At 54.2% G+C, this 14,474-nt stretch carries 22 protein-coding genes; 13 read left to right on the top strand and 9 right to left on the bottom strand.

Features of this window, described 5'->3' with window-relative positions; all coding sequences use genetic code 11:
* Positions 1-35: 35 nt before the first annotated feature.
* From queD to PHC90_08705, 13 genes are all read left to right on the top strand, one after another.
* Positions 36-404, top strand: coding sequence for a 6-carboxytetrahydropterin synthase QueD (queD, locus tag PHC90_08765; protein MDD3846440.1), 369 nt, complete (start codon positions 36-38; stop codon positions 402-404).
* Complete coding sequence (gene folE2 / locus PHC90_08760; GenBank protein MDD3846439.1) at positions 394-1,203, top strand: GTP cyclohydrolase FolE2; 810 nt, start codon at positions 394-396, stop codon at positions 1,201-1,203. The genes queD and folE2 overlap by 11 nt, the downstream gene beginning before the upstream one ends.
* Complete coding sequence (locus PHC90_08755) at positions 1,200-1,664, top strand: hypothetical protein (protein ID MDD3846438.1); 465 nt, start codon at positions 1,200-1,202, stop codon at positions 1,662-1,664. The genes folE2 and PHC90_08755 overlap by 4 nt, the downstream gene beginning before the upstream one ends.
* Positions 1,651-1,905, top strand: a complete 255-nt coding sequence (locus PHC90_08750; GenBank protein MDD3846437.1) for a hypothetical protein — start codon at positions 1,651-1,653, stop codon at positions 1,903-1,905. The genes PHC90_08755 and PHC90_08750 overlap by 14 nt, the downstream gene beginning before the upstream one ends.
* Positions 1,880-2,617, top strand: coding sequence for a selenium cofactor biosynthesis protein YqeC (gene yqeC / locus PHC90_08745; GenBank protein ID MDD3846436.1), 738 nt, complete (start codon positions 1,880-1,882; stop codon positions 2,615-2,617). The genes PHC90_08750 and yqeC overlap by 26 nt, the downstream gene beginning before the upstream one ends.
* Positions 2,618-2,708: 91 nt before the next feature.
* Complete coding sequence (locus PHC90_08740; GenBank protein ID MDD3846435.1) at positions 2,709-2,924, top strand: hypothetical protein; 216 nt, start codon at positions 2,709-2,711, stop codon at positions 2,922-2,924.
* Entirely contained in the window at positions 2,924-3,994 is a 1,071-nt protein-coding gene (locus PHC90_08735) for an aminopeptidase P family protein (GenBank protein MDD3846434.1), read from the top strand. Before PHC90_08740 ends, PHC90_08735 begins: the two co-directional genes overlap by 1 nt.
* Before the next feature lie 36 nt (positions 3,995-4,030).
* Positions 4,031-4,597 carry an elongation factor P gene (efp, locus tag PHC90_08730; GenBank protein MDD3846433.1) on the top strand — a complete coding sequence of 189 codons (567 nt, stop codon included), beginning with the start codon at positions 4,031-4,033 and terminating at the stop codon, positions 4,595-4,597.
* A 7-nt stretch (positions 4,598-4,604) separates the two neighbouring features.
* Positions 4,605-5,225, top strand: a complete 621-nt coding sequence (gene tmk / locus PHC90_08725; protein ID MDD3846432.1) for a dTMP kinase — start codon at positions 4,605-4,607, stop codon at positions 5,223-5,225.
* The gene (locus PHC90_08720) at positions 5,215-6,174 is read left to right on the top strand and encodes a DNA polymerase III subunit (protein ID MDD3846431.1); all 960 of its coding nucleotides are present in this window, start codon (positions 5,215-5,217) and stop codon (positions 6,172-6,174) included. The genes tmk and PHC90_08720 overlap by 11 nt, the downstream gene beginning before the upstream one ends.
* A 3-nt stretch (positions 6,175-6,177) precedes the next feature.
* Positions 6,178-7,260 carry a regulatory iron-sulfur-containing complex subunit RicT gene (gene ricT, locus PHC90_08715; GenBank protein ID MDD3846430.1) on the top strand — a complete coding sequence of 361 codons (1,083 nt, stop codon included), beginning with the start codon at positions 6,178-6,180 and terminating at the stop codon, positions 7,258-7,260.
* Positions 7,261-7,297: 37 nt separating this feature from the next.
* Positions 7,298-8,827: a methionine--tRNA ligase gene (gene metG, locus PHC90_08710; GenBank protein MDD3846429.1), complete on the top strand. Its 1,530-nt coding sequence runs from the start codon at positions 7,298-7,300 to the stop codon at positions 8,825-8,827.
* Entirely contained in the window at positions 8,828-9,121 is a 294-nt protein-coding gene (locus PHC90_08705) for a DUF721 domain-containing protein (protein MDD3846428.1), read from the top strand. It abuts the gene before it with no gap.
* 13 nt (positions 9,122-9,134) lie between these two features.
* On the opposite strand, the gene larC is transcribed toward PHC90_08705, so the two are convergent.
* The 9 genes from larC to PHC90_08660 all read right to left on the bottom strand — a co-directional run bounded on the left by larC (position 9,135) and on the right by PHC90_08660 (position 14,458).
* On the bottom strand, positions 9,135-10,295 hold the full coding sequence (gene larC, locus PHC90_08700) for a nickel pincer cofactor biosynthesis protein LarC (GenBank protein MDD3846427.1): 1,161 nt from the start codon (positions 10,293-10,295) through the stop codon (positions 9,135-9,137).
* A complete protein-coding gene (gene larB, locus PHC90_08695; GenBank protein MDD3846426.1) occupies positions 10,292-11,035 on the bottom strand; it encodes a nickel pincer cofactor biosynthesis protein LarB in 744 nt (247 codons plus the stop codon). The genes larC and larB overlap by 4 nt, the downstream gene beginning before the upstream one ends.
* A gap of 109 nt (positions 11,036-11,144) precedes the next feature.
* Complete coding sequence (locus PHC90_08690; protein MDD3846425.1) at positions 11,145-11,507, bottom strand: YraN family protein; 363 nt, start codon at positions 11,505-11,507, stop codon at positions 11,145-11,147.
* A complete protein-coding gene (locus PHC90_08685; GenBank protein ID MDD3846424.1) occupies positions 11,497-12,081 on the bottom strand; it encodes a ribonuclease HII in 585 nt (194 codons plus the stop codon). The genes PHC90_08690 and PHC90_08685 overlap by 11 nt, the downstream gene beginning before the upstream one ends.
* 10 nt (positions 12,082-12,091) lie before the next feature.
* On the bottom strand, positions 12,092-12,439 hold the full coding sequence (gene rplS / locus PHC90_08680; protein MDD3846423.1) for a 50S ribosomal protein L19: 348 nt from the start codon (positions 12,437-12,439) through the stop codon (positions 12,092-12,094).
* Positions 12,432-12,989: an RNA methyltransferase gene (locus tag PHC90_08675; protein ID MDD3846422.1), complete on the bottom strand. Its 558-nt coding sequence runs from the start codon at positions 12,987-12,989 to the stop codon at positions 12,432-12,434. Before PHC90_08675 ends, rplS begins: the two co-directional genes overlap by 8 nt.
* Positions 12,990-12,996: 7 nt before the next feature.
* A complete protein-coding gene (trmD, locus tag PHC90_08670; GenBank protein MDD3846421.1) occupies positions 12,997-13,731 on the bottom strand; it encodes a tRNA (guanosine(37)-N1)-methyltransferase TrmD in 735 nt (244 codons plus the stop codon).
* Positions 13,728-14,225, bottom strand: a complete 498-nt coding sequence (rimM, locus tag PHC90_08665; protein MDD3846420.1) for a ribosome maturation factor RimM — start codon at positions 14,223-14,225, stop codon at positions 13,728-13,730. Before rimM ends, trmD begins: the two co-directional genes overlap by 4 nt.
* The gene (locus PHC90_08660; GenBank protein ID MDD3846419.1) at positions 14,225-14,458 is read right to left on the bottom strand and encodes a KH domain-containing protein; all 234 of its coding nucleotides are present in this window, start codon (positions 14,456-14,458) and stop codon (positions 14,225-14,227) included. Before PHC90_08660 ends, rimM begins: the two co-directional genes overlap by 1 nt.
* Between the last annotated feature and the right edge of the window lie 16 nt (positions 14,459-14,474).

The raw sequence follows: 14,474 nt of genomic DNA, 5'->3' as shown, positions 1-14,474 counted from the left end.
CTTGACTTTCCCCCCTCCAAACGATAGATTATGGCATGTTCACACTTTGCGTGAAGGATTCATTTGCGGCCGCGCACCGCCTTGTTGGGTATAAGGGCAAATGCGAGGAGCTGCATGGCCACAATTTTACCGTGGAGGTCTTCATCAGCGGCGATCGCCTGGGGGATGACGGGATGCTCGTTGATTTCCAGACCATCAAGGCGGACCTCCAGGAGGTTCTCGATATCCTCGACCACAAGTATATCAACGACATACCCTTCTTCGCAGAGCGGGCCAGCTCCGCCGAATACATCGCCATGTATATATTCTCGGAGATGGATAGGCGCACGGGCGGCGAGCGCGTCTCCGTCAGGGAGGTCAGGGTCTGGGAATCGGAAAGGGCCTATGCGTCCTATGAACGATAGAAAAAAAATGGCCGACGTCCAGAGCATGCATGACAGCCGTGAGATTGAGATCGACAAGGTGGGCGTCAAGAACGTCAAGTACCCCATAATCGTCCTCGACAGGGCGAACGGTCACCAAAATACCATCGCCACCATCGACATGTATGTAACCCTTCCCCATCACTGCAAGGGGACCCACATGAGCAGGTTCGTCGAGATCCTCCATGAATATAAGAACATGATCAACATGAGGAATTTCCCCGACATCCTCAAGGAAATGAAGATGCGGCTCGATGCGGAAGCCGCCCATATGTCCGTCTCTTTTCCCTACTTCATCAAGAAGGAGGCTCCCGTCTCGAAGACCCCGAGCTACATGGAATATCAGTGCGGGTTCAAGGGATCCATGGACGCGGACAGTACCATGACCGAATTTGTCGTCTCCGTCTCCGTCCCGATAAACACGCTTTGCCCCTGCTCCAAAGAGATAAGCGAGCGGGGGGCTCACAACCAGAGAGGGATCACAAAGGTGGATGTGCATACGAAGAGGTTCTTCTGGATCGAGGACCTCATCGGTATTGTAGAAAGAAGCGCAAGCAGTGATATATACTCTATTCTCAAGAGAGAAGACGAGAAGTTCATAACCGAGCACGCCTTCGACAATCCCAGGTTCGTCGAGGATGTGGTAAGAGACATATCTGAGAGATTAACTCAGGACACAAATGTCCGGTGGTTTGCAATCGAGGCGGAGAACTTCGAGAGTATACACAACCATAGTGCATATGCGTATCTTGAAAGAGACAACAAGGGAGGGAATGTATGAAAAAGATCATGATCCTGTGTTTTGCGCTGTCCCTGATATGTGCCGGATGCGCCGCTTTCCAGAAACAGTCGTCTGAACCTGCGCCGGCCCCCAAGAGCCAGGGCTTCAATCAGGCCTTCTACGGTTTCCCCGACGTGCCTGTGCCGAAAGAGGTCGAGATCGTCAACGAGCGCAGCTTCGTCTACGAGACCCCCACCTTCAAAGCGGGAGTCATTGTCTTCAGCGGCAACGTCGATCCCTCCTCCGTCGAGAGCTATTTCAAGATCAACATGGCCAAGAACGGCTGGAGATACATTAACAGTTTCAGGTACAAAGACATCGTCATGAATTACGCGAAGGATGACAAGATGTGCAATATCAAGATATCCCGCGGCGCATTTCAAACTGAACTCGAGATCTGGGTGGGCCCCGCCGACAGGGGATCGCTCCAGAAACCCGCCGCCGCGAATGGACCGAAGTAGAGAGATAAACGTCCATACCATCGAGAGCATTTTTGAAATGGACATGATCAAGGACGCTCTCGATAGAGAGGACATACCATACACCATCAAGGAACACAGGGACACGGCCTACGACGGCCTTTTCATCCTCCAGAAAGGCTTCGCATCCCTCTACGTGGAAGAACGCGACAGGGACCGCGTCCTTGAGATGGTAAAACGCATCAGAACCCTCCCCTATGTGGCATATTCAAAGGACGAATGACCCCGGGAGGCTCGTCGGGGGCATAAAGTTCGCCTCTTTCGTCGGGGGAGGCGGAAAAACAAGCCTCATTGAGAGCCTCGCCCGTTCATGCCTTGCGGTAAAAAGGTCCGTCGCCGTCACCACGACGACAAAGATATTCGCCGTGGAGCCTTTCGAGCTTTTTGACGACCGGGCGAAGACAGAGTGCCGCACGCCCTTCATGCATATCGGCAAGACCCTCGAAAAGGGCAAACTGACAGCCCTCTCCTTCGAAGAGGTTGAATCCCTCGGCAACGAGTTCGATGTCGTGCTCATCGAAGCAGACGGCGCAAAAGGCCATCCCCTTAAGTACCCCGCGGAATACGAGCCCGTCATTCCCTCTTTCTCGGAAAAGGTTTTCATAGTAGCCGGCCTCGACGCCCTTTTCCAGCCCTTCCAGAACGTGGTCTTCCGCCACGAACTCTTCAAGCGCGCCACAGGGACCGAACCGCCGCGACTGCTATATCCCGATATCTTTCTCCGCCTCTTTCGTGAAGACGCACTTCTCAAGAACACCGCCGGCCTCGACCGCACCATAGTCCTCAACCAGTACGACACCTGCCGCCCCCGCCACCTCGCCTCCGTCCTCATGGAGAAGATAATGGAGCAGACGGGCATCACGGGCGGCGTCATCAGCGCAACAAAGCGCGGGATCTATTACAGTACGAAGCTCCTCCAGCCGCTCAGGTCTTAAGGCGTTTCCAACATGAAACCTGGAACATGAAACCTGCGACATGTCTTTATTTCCTTGCTTTTTGTCCAATATATTCATATATTTATGGCTTATGGACAAACCGGTTATCGCATCCGTCACGTTGGCGGACATCTATTTGGATCAGGGACACATCGAAAGGTCCATCGAGATCTATGCCGAACTGGTAAGAACAGAACCGCACAACGAGGTGTATAAGAAACGCCTTGCCAGCCTCAAGAAGGAATGGAAGGCCGGTCATAAAAAACCCGGGATATTGCGCAGCGTCCTGAAAACGAAAATATGGTAATGACACGCCAATCACGGATAGAACAGGTACAGGGTCTCCTCAGTGAGACGGGGCTCGACGGCTGTGTCCTCAAGGGCATGGACAACATTTTTTACCTGACGGGCTTCAGGGGCTCCGAGGGAAGTCTTTTTGTCACCCGGGGCGATGTCGTGCTCGTTGTCGATTTTCGTTATATCACGCACGCCAGAGAGATTGTGCGCGACATCCACATAGAAGAGATAAAACCGAAGCGTGACGCCATCCACGAGCTCTGCACGAAATACAAGGTTTCAAAACTGGGCTTCGATGGCGCGCATGTCCCGTACAACGTTTACAGAACCTGGGCTGAGAGCCTTGTCGGCATCAGTCTCGTCCCCATGAGCAATGCCATCGAGGAGATACGAAGGAACAAGGAGCCGGAGGAGATCACCGCCATCATGGAAGCCATCGCGGCGGCAACGAATGCTTTTAAGGACATCCTCGAACTCGTGACGCCTGGAAGAACGGAAAAGGAAATAGCCGATGAGCTTGACCATGCCATGCGCAGACACGGGGCGCAGGGCCCCTCCTTCGAGACCATTGTTGCCTCCGGTCCGCGGGGCGCTCTGCCGCATGCACAGCCCGGCGACAAGAGGCTCAGGGAGGGCGAAACGGTCATTATAGACTACGGCGCCGCCGTGGACGGATACTGCAGCGACGAGACGGTCACCGTGTGTCTCGGAGACACACCGGACAAGCTTTCCGAGATCTACACAATTGTCAATGACGCACGCAAACTGGGCATCGAAAAAGCCACGGCAGGCATGGCCGTAAGACACCTCGACAGCATCGTAAGGGGCTACATCGAAGAGCACGGCTACGGCGATCTCTTTCGCCACGGCGTCGGCCACGGTGTGGGAATCGCCGTTCACGAGGCCCCGAGCATCAACAGCGCGGCTGCGGCGATACTGGAAGAGAACATGGTCATTACCATCGAGCCCGGCATATATCTGCCGAATATCGGTGGCGTCAGACTTGAAGATATGGTACTAATAACAAAAGATAGACCGCAGGTTCTTACTCACATCAGAAAAGACATGATAAAGATGTAAATACGCACACAGGCGGAAGATCGCAGGAGGAAATATATGATCGTCGACACAACAGAATTCAGGAAGGGTCTCAGAATTCTCCAGGATGACGAACCGTTCACCATTGTCGAATTTCAGCACGTTAAGCCGGGCAAGGGCGGCGCCTTCGTCAGGACCCGAATGAAGAGCCTCATTACGGGCAATGTCCTCGACAAGACATTCAGGTCAGGCGACAAGGCGGAAGTCCCCGATGTGGAAGAGAAACAGATGCAGTTCCTCTACAAGGAAGGTGTCAACTACCATTTCATGGATGAGGCTACATACGATCAGATCTTCATTGAAGAGGACAATCTCGGAGACACAAAGAACTATCTCAAGGAAAGCATGGTCATAACGGTCCTCTTCTACAAAGGCAGGACGATAGGCGTCGACATCCAGAACTTCGTCATTCTCACCATTACCCAGACGGAACCAGGCATCAAGGGCGATACCGCCCAGAATGCCACAAAACCCGCCATCCTCGAAACTGGCTACACCGTGCAGGTCCCCCTCTTTGTCGAGGAGGGCGATAAGGTCAAAGTCGATACAAGAACGGGCCAATACATCGAGCGCGCACAAAAATAGGAGGCCCATGTTAATCACCTTTGAAGGCATCGAGGGAAGCGGCAAGACAACACAGATCGAACTCCTGAGCGATTACCTCTCCGGGGAGGGCCATTCCGTGGTCAAGACGCGTGAGCCCGGCGGTACCGGCTTCGGCGAGGCCTTGCGGGAGGTCCTTTTAAAGAACAACATGGATGTCGATCCTCTGTCGGAGCTTCTCGTTTTCATGGCCATGAGGGCACAGCATGTCGAGGAGGTCATCCTCCCGGCGCTCCAGGACGGCAAGGTTATCCTCTGTGACAGGTTCATCGATGCGACGTACGCTTACCAGGGATACGGCCGGAAGATCGACCTGGGGGTGATCGAGACCCTCAACAGGCTCGTAACGAAAGGCATACGTCCCAATCTTACGATCCTCATGAACGTGACCGCCGAAAGGGGGCTCAAACGCAAGGCCGCGGCATCCCTAATGGACAGAATAGAGGAGGAGGACATCTCCTTCCATCAGAGAGTGAAAAAGGCTTACGAGAAACTCGCCAAGGAAGATCCCAAAAGGTTTTTTGTCGTCGACGGCTCGCTCAAGGTGGAGGCAATCCACGAGATCGTCAGAGAGAAGACAAACAACGTCCTGAAGAGCTATGGCGTTTGAAGACATCATCGGCCACGAGAGGCAAAAGCGTTTTCTGAACTCTCTTATAGAGAGCGGGAATATCCCCCACGCCTTTCTGTTCTGCGGCCAGGAAGGGATCGGCAAGAGAAGAACGGCCATGGAGTTTGCCGGGCGCCTTTTCTGCCAGGCCGGAACGGGCTGTGGAAAATGCCGCCCCTGCATGAAACTCGACCGGGGAGTCCACCCCGATCTTGTCCTTATCCAGAATGAAGGTTCCATAGGCATAGACGACTCCCGGATGATCACAAAGGAGGTCTCGGAACGCCCCTTTGAGCAGGACAGACGGATCATTGTCATCGATAACGCGGAAACGATGACCACGGAGGCGGCGAACGCCCTTCTGAAAACACTGGAGGAACCCCCGCCCTACAACCACTTCTTCATCATCACCTCCTCGGAGCGCGAGATTCCCCTGACGATCCGCTCGCGGTGCACCCGTGTCGCCTTTTCGCCGCTCTCCCGGGGACAGCTCGAACTCTACTTTTCTGACCGGGCCCACATCGACCCCGACCGGGCGCGACTTCTGGCCTCCATCTCTTTCGGCAGCATCGGCAACGGTCTGTTCTGGCTCGACGAGGGCAACTTCTCTCTCAGGGTCAGGATGGCAGAGGCGCTCTCGGGGAGAATGAAAGGTTTTGTTCTCACTTCATCGCTGGCAGAAAAGGCATCCACGACAGATAGAAGCAGTTCCATGTACCTGACGTTCCTCCTTTCCTTCTTCAGGGACCTCTTCGTAAGAAAGGTCACCGGCGAGATGTCCTTCATCACGAACACCGACCTGGGGGAAATCCTCGACGAGACCCATGGCGACCTCGTATGGATAGAAGACTCGCTGAAAAGAATACAGGAAACTGTTCGCGTAATGAGGTATAATGTTAACCGCTGGCTGATGTTCGAAAATCTTCTCATTCACGTTGCGAGGGAATAGGCAATGAAAAGTTGTTACGTCAATATCGACAGGCTGACCGGAGTCGTTGAACTGGAGGCCGTCGACGATATAAAGATCGGCGACTATGTCATCAGTGAACTTGACAAGGGAACCTGCCTCGGCACCGTCATATCCGAGCCCGTAGACACGGCCAGGGAGGATCTGGCCAAGATCGGCAGGAAGGCCACAGAGCAGGAAGTTGAGGACCACTTCCTGTTGAAGGAAAAGGAAATGTACGCATTCGACTTCTGCAAGAGGAAGATCGACGAAATGGCCCTCCCCATGAAGCTTCTTTCCACGGAGTATCTCTTTGGCGGCACAAAACTTCTTTTCTATTTCATCTCCGAGAACAGGGTTGATTTCCGGGAACTCGTCAAGGAACTGGCGAAGGAATTCAAGATAAGGATCGAGCTAAGGCAGGTCGGCGTACGAGACGAGGCGAAGATAGTCGGCGGCCTGGGGAATTGCGGCAATACCGTATGTTGCAGGAGGTTCCTGAATAATTTCTCCATCGTGTCCATCAAGATGGTGAAGGAACAGGGCCTTGCGCTCAACCCCTCAAAGATATCCGGCATCTGCGGAAGGCTCATGTGCTGCCTCGCCTATGAGTACGAGACATACCTCTCTTTGAAAAAGAACTTTCCCAGAATAGGTAAGCGCGTCACCACGCCCCAGGGTGATGGCAAGGTCGTGAAGCACAACGCCCTCAACGCAACCCTTTCCGTTCAACTCGATGAGGGCAAGGAGATAGCGCTGGCCCTCAAGGATGTCTCCATAGCGGAACAGCCGAAGGGCAATCAGCCGGCGACAAGCCCCGCCGACAGGAGCAAGCCGAAGAACGACAACGACAGGGGACAGTCAAGAGAGAGGCAGTTAAGCCCACCGGAACAAAACAAGCCGAAACATGACAATTCCAGGGGTCAGGCAAGGGACAGGCAGTCCGGCCCGGGCGACCACCGCGGGCCGAAGAAGAACAATGGTCAAAGGAAGAACAATAACCAATCACCAAATTCCAATAACCCAACCAGGAAGATAACGACCAATGACCAGATCCCAATAACCAAACAAGAAGATAACGACCAATGACCTGACGAGAAGAGCTTGAGGCTTCGGAGATCCCATCATGGATAAGAAATACTACATAACGACACCCATCTATTACATCAACGACGTCCCTCACATCGGACATGCATACACGACAATAGCGGCGGACATCATGGCCCGCTACAAGAGACTCCGCGGCTACCGTGTCTTCTTTTTGACCGGAACGGATGAGCACGGGCAGAAAGTGGAAAAAGCCGCAGCCCTCTCGGGCATCCACCCGCAGGAACACGCCGACTCCATGGTCAACCGTTTCACCGACCTCTGGGAGGTCCTCAACATATCCAATACGGGGTTCATAAGAACAACGGAAGAGCGCCACAAAAAGGTGGTTCAGCACATCTTCGAGAAGGTCCGGGAAAAAGACGACATCTATCTGGGCGAATACGAAGACTGGTATTGCGTTCCCTGCGAGGGGTATTACACGGAGATGCAGCTCAAGGACGGCCTTTGCCCGGACTGCCTGCGCAAACCGGAGAAGCTCAAGGAAGAGAGCTATTTCTTTCGTCTGTCAAAATACACCCAGCCCCTGCTCGACCACATGGAACAGCATCGCGATTTCGTGATGCCCGAGGTACGCTATAACGAGGTGGCCAGCTTCGTAAAGGGCGGCCTGCGCGACCTCTCGGTGAGCAGGACAAGCTTCAACTGGGGAATAAAGGTTCCCTCACACGACCATCATATCGTCTACGTCTGGTTCGACGCGCTGACCAATTATCTCACGGGCGTCGGCTTTCTTGAAGACGAAGAGGCATTCAAATCCTTCTGGCCATGTGATGCCCACCTCATCGGCAAGGATATCCTCCGGTTCCACGCCGTCTACTGGCCCAGTTTCCTCATGTCCTACGGCCTTGAACCCCCAAGACACATCTTCGCTCACGGATGGTGGACCATAGAGGGCCAGAAGATGTCCAAGTCCCTGGGCAACGTCGTGGATCCTCATGAAGTTGTCAATGCCTACGGCGTCGATGAATTCCGCTTCTTTCTCTTCCGCGAAGTCCCCTTCGGACTCGACGGCGATTTTTCGAAACATGCCATCGTTCACCGCATCAACGGCGATCTGGCAAACGATTTTGGCAACCTGACGAGCCGCACCGTAACGATGATCGGCAAATTCCTCAAGGGAACGATAGAGAGACCGGAGCGGAAAGCCGGCATGGACGATCACGTCGAAGCCGCGGCAATGAGACTCATAGCGGAGTATCAAAAGGAAATGGAGGCCTTCGCCTTCCACAAGGCCCTCCACAGTGTATTCGAGATCATATCCATCCTCAACAAGTACATAGACTCCGAGGCGCCGTGGAAACTGGCGAAGGAAAACGACGTCCGCGTCAAGACGGTCATGTTCAATCTCTGGAACGGCATACGGATCGCGGCGGTCCTGCTTTATCCCTTCATGCCCCGCAAATCCCAGCTTATCTGGAAGGCCCTGGGCATCGGAGGGCAGATCGAGTCAAGCGATCTCGAAGAGGAGATGCGGTTCTATACCCCTTCGGACATCGGTCCTATCGACAAGATACCGCCCATCTTCCCCCGCATAGAAGAAACGTAAATGGCCTTCATATCCCTGCAGAAGACCCTTGCCAAGGTCCTGAAAGGGTATCGCATCAACGACCTCGAGTCGATCAAGCTCTTTGCGATGTGGGACAGGATAGCCGGTGAGAAGATGGCTTCTCACTGCCAGCCGGTGCGCATCGACAGGGGCATCCTCTATGTCGAGGTAGACGACCCCATGTGGCTTACTCAACTACGGTATATGAAGATAGACATTCAGGCCAGAATAGCGGAAATCATCCAAAAGGACAGCGTAAAGGATATACGGTTTTTTCTAAAACATCCGGGTTAGAAATGATTTTACATTACCCGTTTTCTATTTCCTTCTTGATCGCTTCGAGCGCTTCGCGGTAAGGGATGCCCCTGGCGTCGGCGATGGATCTGACGTCGTCGAACTCGATGTGTGTTTTGATGAGGCTGCCGGAACCATCGAAGCCTTTCTTTATGCGGACGTGCCCCAGTGAGGTCTCTACGCTCGCCTCTTCCCGCCTCAACACGCGCCTCATGTGGGTGCGGAAACGCATGCCGAACGTCGTCGTTTCGGCGAATATCATATCGATGATCTTCTCCAGTCCGCTCCGGTCGACCGTGACACTGAGCCTCATGCCCATCCTTCCCTTTTTCATGAAGACAGGAAAAAAGAGGACGTCAAGAGCGCCCGCCTCGCGGAGCCTTTCGGCTACAGCGCCCATGTATTCCATTTCCATGTCGTCAAGGTCCGCCTCGATGACCTCGACCTCCTGGTCATAGACAGGTTCATCCGTTTCGCCAACAAAGATCCTGAGGACATCGGGCCGCGAAGACTCGTATGTCCCGACACCATACCCCTCTCGGATAGTCCTGAAGGCGGGGGCGCTGCCCCGCGGCTCCGCGTAATAGGCAACGATAGCGGCCCCCGTCGGGGTGGTCAACTCGAGGGTCTCTCCGTAAAAGACGAGACGGCGGCCCCCAAGAATTCCCAATGTCACCGGTGGCGGGTTGGGTATCGGGCCATGGGAAGTGGTGATGGTGCCGCTGCCGCAGGGCACGGGCCCGCAGAAAACCTTATCCGGCCCGAGAAACCTGACACCATATGCAACGCACAGAAGATCTATGATCGTATCGATATGTGATAGTTCGTGGAGGTGAAGCTCATCGCGGGAAACACCGTGTATCCTGGATTCCGCCGACACGATGAGGGACAGCATGCCCAGGGCGTCATCTCTCACCCTTTTGTCGGCGTCGATGCCGCTTATGACCTCTTCCATCTCGGATATGGTGTAATACCTGTCCGACTCTCCTATCTCAAGGTGAATGCCGCTTATGACACCTTGCGTGAGCCGCACCGGCTTCATCGAAGGCGCATCGGGCGATACCTTTCCGACGAGTTCTTTCAGCGCATCAAAGGGGACACCGGCATCGACGAGGGCACTGATCATCATGTCGCCGCTTATCCCGAATACGGGGTCTATGTAAAGTATCTTCATAACCGGTTAATAAGTGTGGCAAAGTATGCTGCGCCAAAACCGTTGTCTATGTTAAAGACGCCTACTGTGGAGCAGGAATTGAGCATCGCGAGAAGCGCCGTCAGCCCCGAGAAGCTCGCCCCGTATCCGACGCTCGTAGGAACGGCTATCACGGGCACGCCCACGATGCCGGCCACAATGGATGGAAGGGCCCCCTCCATGCCCGCCGCCACGATAATGACCCGGGCCCTCTTGAGAATCGGCAAGTTCTGAAACAGCCGGTGGATGCCCGCCACACCGACATCACAAAGCTTTTCCGTATCATTGCCAAAAAAGGTCGAGGCCACGTAGGCCTCTTCCGCCACCTTCGAATCACTGGTTCCGGCAGATATCACAAGAACCATCCCCTTGCCTTCGGCCGGACGCTCCCTGCGAACAAAAAAACACCGGGCTTCCGTGTTGTATGTCCCCTCGGGAAACCTTTCCGTGAGAGCCTCGCCTGTTGCGAAATCAATGCGTGTCACAAGCACGTCCAGGTCCTTCTGCCTGAAGGAACCCACGATGTCGTAAAGCTGGGGGAGCGTCTTCCCCTCACCGAAAACAACCTCCTGAACACCCTTCCGAAGCAGCCGGTGATGATCGACCTTGGTGTGTTCCAGGTCCTCATAGGGCATATCCTTGAATCGCTCGTATGCATCCTCGACGCAAATACGCCCGTCTCTGACCGCGGCAAGAAGCGTCATGATCTTTTCGTCAATCACTGGAGCCTCCCCCAAGCAAAGCACAACAGCCCCCAACTGAGCAAAGCTTTTTCATCATTCCGGCGAAGGATGGATGAGCATTGAATGGAATATCGGGCACACCGATCTGTCACCATCGTGTTTGCTCCTCTCCGAAGGCATGCCGTATCACGCGGACCGTATCGCCGTCGATACCGACCACGTCGAAGCGAATGCGCCGGTCGATGCATCGGTTCTTCTTGAGATAAACCTGGGCGGAACGTATGATGTGCAGTTTCTTGCGGGCGTCTATGGCCTCGAGGGAAACGCCGAAGCTGCGGCCCCTGCGCCTCTTGACCTCTACGAAAACAAGGCAGCCGCTTTCTTCGGCAATGATATCGATCTCTCCAAAGGGACTTCTGAAGTTCGTGGCAAGGATACGATAGCCTTCCTTTTTCAGGACGGCCGCGGCACGGTCTTCGCCTTCCTGTCCTGTCACCCGCTTATCGATCACAGTATTCCTTTACCCCCCTGAAGGTTGTTCGATGGATGGGGGTTATACCGAATTCCCTGATAGCCGCCTTGTGTTGCGCTGTCGGGTACCCCTTGTTGTCCTTGAAGTTGTAGTTCGGATAGACACGGTGATATGCATCCATGGCCCTGTCACGGACAACCTTGGCCACGATGGAGGCGCTGGCCATGAAAAAACACTTCCTGTCTCCGCGAACAATGGGGCGCGCCCTGGGGTAGTTCCTGAGCCCCCGGTTGCCGTCCACGAGCACGACATCGGGATCCATCCCCGTTGCCAGCAAAGCACGCTCCATGGAAAGAAGGCTGGCGTTAAGGATGTTCATGGCGTCGATCTCTTCACGGCTTGCCATCCCTATCCCGACACTCAACGCGTTGTCCATTATCCACGAAAAAAGACCGACTCGCTCTTTCTGGGTCAGGAGCTTTGAGTCGGTCACCCCGTTCTTATTTTCCGGCACTTTTTCCCAGATCACGCAGGACGAAACCACCGGGCCGGCGAGCGGACCCCGTCCGGCCTCATCTATTCCACCCACGAGACCTGTCAGCCGGCAGATCATCGTTCTTCTGCTAATCCCTTTTTTCTTTAAGCTTCGCCGCTTTTCCTCTAAGATTGCGCAGGTAGTACAGCTTTGATCTTCTGATCTTGCTCTTGCTCACCCTTACAATCCTGTCGATAAGGGGCGAATGCATGGGAAAGGTCTTTTCAACGCCAACGCCGTAGGAGACTTTCCGAACCGTGAACGAGGCCCTCGTGTTTCCACCCCTCCTGCGGATAACCACGCCTTCGAATATCTGGATCCTTTCCTTCTCTCCTTCAAAGATCCTCGTATAAACCTTTACGTTATCGCCTATCCCGACCTCGGGAAGATCGAGCCTCATATTTTCTTTTTCAAGCATATCGATCATCTCATTCATGGTGCCCTCCTCTTTCACTAAAAATTCTATCCAGAATAATACCCAGTGCGACGCGAAGGGAAAGGTGATTGTAGTCGCCCGCGCCGCTGATGGGTTCAAGCATTCTATCGCAAAGATCCACAACTTCCTCCGCCAGGCCCCAGCCCGTGCCGAAAAGCACAAGGGCCGGCTGCTGCCCTTTCGTGACGAGATCGTGGAAGTCACCGGAGGACATCGTTTTTGCCTCCCTTTTCCGAGAGGACGTACCGATGATCAAGGGCCGCCGGCCGCTGCCGAAATCCTTGAGCACCGTATCGATGTCCGGACTTATCCTCACCCTTCTAAGGGCTTCTCCCCGTGCGGGGTTGTACGTGGCCCCGTATCCGTCTACCCAGTGATGGACCAGTCTTTCCGCTATCTCCCGCTGTCGGGCGAGAGGTGACACAATATAGCACAAGTCTATGCCAAAAGTCATGCAAGTTCTTGCCATATCATGTATTTCCAAATTCGTAAGACTCGTTGCCACGACGTCTCCGCGTTTGTCATAGACGGGATAATGAATGACTCCTATGCTGACGCTATTCAGGGAATTCCTCCATGATCTCTCTCATGAACCTGCGGTCCTCCTCGCTGGCCTGAAATCCCTGGAGGAGGTCGGAACGTTTGAGGACCGTTTTCCTGATCGCCTCTTTACGCCTCCACTTCCGTATCTCCTCGTGGTTCCCCGAAAGGAGAACGGGCGGCACCGATGAGTCCATGAATGTCTCCGGTCTTGTGTACTGGGGGTATTCCAGGAGAGGTTCCCTGAAACTCTCCGCCGACACCGATTCATCGTTTCCGAGAACCCCGGGGATAAAGCGGGAGACGGCATCGATGAGAACGAGCGCCGGGAACTCCCCGCCGGACGTGACATAGTCCCCCACGGATATCTCTTCATCGATGTGGTCGAGCACGCGCTCGTCGACACCTTCGTAACGACCGCACACAAGACAAATATGGGGCGAACGGGCGAACCGCTCGGCGGTGAACTGGTCGAACCTGCGTCCCTGGGGCGTCAGGAGGACAAACTTCGCCTTTCCAGAAGCCTCTTTCACATGCTCTATGGCCCTGTAGATAGGTTCCACCTTCATGACCATTCCCGGCCCGCCCCCGTAGGGCGTGTCATCGCATGAGCGATGGGGATCATCGGCAAAGTCCCGTATATTGATGATATTGAAATTGACAAGCCCCTTGTCGGCTGCCTTGCCAAGAATACTCTCCTTAAGGGGCGATGAAAAGATCCCCGGAAACAAGGTTAGAATTGAAAAGATCATAAAAGAAGTCTCTCGATGTCCACGCGGATCGTGCCGCGGCTCACGTCTATATCGATGATGAATCCTTCCACCATGGGGATCATCAGTTCCCTTTCCCCTTCAACAAGGAGAATATCATTCGCGCCGGTACGCAACAGCGACTGCACCCTCCCAAGGATTGTCCCCTCTGCGGTCATTACCTCAAGTCCGATCAACTGGTACTCGTAATACTCGCCGTCTTCCAACCGGGGGAGGTCTGCTTCCCTGACAAACAGCTCCTTTGCCACAAGGAAGGAGACCTCCTCAGCGGTCGAAACCCCATGAAATGAGAGATAAAAAAAACGCTTCCGGTATTTTGCCCCCACAGGCTTCAGTTCAATATATTCGTCGCCTTTAAGGGCAAACAACGAGGTGTGGTCGAAAAACTCTCCCTTCACCTCGTTGTAATAGTAGAACTTTACTTCACCCCGCATGCCGGATGTCGACACGACTCGGCCGACAGGGATCCATTTCATTACTCGATGATCTCGAGGACGGCCCTCTTCTTAACCTTCGTCGAAGCCGCGCTCAATATCGTCCTCATGGCCCGGGCGGTTCTGCCCTGTTTCCCGATGACCTTACCCAGATCATCCTTGGCAACGTTGAGTTCAATGACAGAGGTCTTTTCCCCCTCGATCTCGGAGACCCTGACACTCTCAGGATTGTCAACTAACGCCCTCGCAATATACTCGATCAACTCTTTCAACATGATCCACCTCCGTTGG

The organism is Syntrophorhabdaceae bacterium (genome assembly GCA_028698615.1).
Classification (GTDB): domain Bacteria; phylum Desulfobacterota; class Syntrophorhabdia; order Syntrophorhabdales; family Syntrophorhabdaceae; genus Delta-02.
Note: the sequence above shows the minus strand (reverse complement) of the source record. Positions and strands in the feature narration are given on the sequence as shown.

Coding starts and splice junctions, on each gene's coding strand:
- rplS (MDD3846423.1), bottom strand. CDS start 12,439: ATGAATGAGATGATCGATATGCTTGAAAAAGAAAATATGAGGCTCGAT.
- PHC90_08755 (MDD3846438.1), top strand. CDS start 1,200: ATGAAAAAGATCATGATCCTGTGTTTTGCGCTGTCCCTGATATGTGCC.
- yqeC (MDD3846436.1), top strand. CDS start 1,880: ATGTGGCATATTCAAAGGACGAATGACCCCGGGAGGCTCGTCGGGGGC.
- larC (MDD3846427.1), bottom strand. CDS start 10,295: ATGAAGATACTTTACATAGACCCCGTATTCGGGATAAGCGGCGACATG.
- PHC90_08740 (MDD3846435.1), top strand. CDS start 2,709: ATGGACAAACCGGTTATCGCATCCGTCACGTTGGCGGACATCTATTTG.
- queD (MDD3846440.1), top strand. CDS start 36: ATGTTCACACTTTGCGTGAAGGATTCATTTGCGGCCGCGCACCGCCTT.
- PHC90_08750 (MDD3846437.1), top strand. CDS start 1,651: ATGGACCGAAGTAGAGAGATAAACGTCCATACCATCGAGAGCATTTTT.
- trmD (MDD3846421.1), bottom strand. CDS start 13,731: ATGATCTTTTCAATTCTAACCTTGTTTCCGGGGATCTTTTCATCGCCC.
- PHC90_08720 (MDD3846431.1), top strand. CDS start 5,215: ATGGCGTTTGAAGACATCATCGGCCACGAGAGGCAAAAGCGTTTTCTG.
- metG (MDD3846429.1), top strand. CDS start 7,298: ATGGATAAGAAATACTACATAACGACACCCATCTATTACATCAACGAC.
- PHC90_08660 (MDD3846419.1), bottom strand. CDS start 14,458: ATGTTGAAAGAGTTGATCGAGTATATTGCGAGGGCGTTAGTTGACAAT.
- PHC90_08705 (MDD3846428.1), top strand. CDS start 8,828: ATGGCCTTCATATCCCTGCAGAAGACCCTTGCCAAGGTCCTGAAAGGG.
- rimM (MDD3846420.1), bottom strand. CDS start 14,225: ATGAAATGGATCCCTGTCGGCCGAGTCGTGTCGACATCCGGCATGCGG.
- PHC90_08735 (MDD3846434.1), top strand. CDS start 2,924: ATGACACGCCAATCACGGATAGAACAGGTACAGGGTCTCCTCAGTGAG.
- efp (MDD3846433.1), top strand. CDS start 4,031: ATGATCGTCGACACAACAGAATTCAGGAAGGGTCTCAGAATTCTCCAG.
- ricT (MDD3846430.1), top strand. CDS start 6,178: ATGAAAAGTTGTTACGTCAATATCGACAGGCTGACCGGAGTCGTTGAA.
- tmk (MDD3846432.1), top strand. CDS start 4,605: ATGTTAATCACCTTTGAAGGCATCGAGGGAAGCGGCAAGACAACACAG.
- folE2 (MDD3846439.1), top strand. CDS start 394: ATGAACGATAGAAAAAAAATGGCCGACGTCCAGAGCATGCATGACAGC.
- PHC90_08685 (MDD3846424.1), bottom strand. CDS start 12,081: ATGATCTGCCGGCTGACAGGTCTCGTGGGTGGAATAGATGAGGCCGGA.